This window comes from Cellulomonas bogoriensis 69B4 = DSM 16987, assembly GCF_000767165.1.
GTDB classification, from domain to species: Bacteria; Actinomycetota; Actinomycetes; order Actinomycetales; family Cellulomonadaceae; genus Actinotalea; species Actinotalea bogoriensis.
Map to the genome: position 1 here is coordinate 1 of NZ_AXCZ01000459.1, position 502 is coordinate 502.

A 502-nucleotide genomic window follows, 5' to 3' on the forward strand; every position below is an offset into this window, starting at 1 on the left:
CTGGCCGCGTCGATCGGCCGCGACCTCGGCGTCCACGGCCTGGCCTACCTCGGGGTCCTGCTGCTGTTCGTGGGCGTCTTCGGCCTGGTGGCGTTCGCGTTCGCGGACGTCGCCCCCGCCATGCGCCCCGTCGCCGAGCTCGCTGCCGCGGCGGTGCCCTTCGCCGCCGCGGCCCTGCTGCACCGCAGCGGGGCCGACGTCGTGGCACGGGCGCTGGAGACCGTGGGTGGCCTGCTGATCCCGGTGATGCTGCTGACGTCGATGGTCGACGGGTACCCGCTGCCCCCCGACCCCACCGGGACCGACCTCGTCGTGGCCTCGACCGCAGGGGTCCTCGTGGTCGCCGCGTTGTACTGCTGGCGGGTGGCCCGCCGGCCTGCCAGCGGCCTGCGCTTCGCCGTCGCCCCCACCCTCTGGTTCGCTGCCGGGACCGCGACCCTGGGGTTGGGGCGCGCCGTGCCCACCGGTGAGGGGGTCGCCGTGCCCACCGCCGCCCAGGCCG

1 protein-coding gene is annotated in these 502 nt (G+C 76.9%); it reads left to right on the plus strand.

The features are described 5' to 3' along the window. A partial coding sequence (locus tag N869_RS18235) for a hypothetical protein (protein WP_035063390.1) occupies positions 1-502 on the plus strand: 502 nt, incomplete at both ends.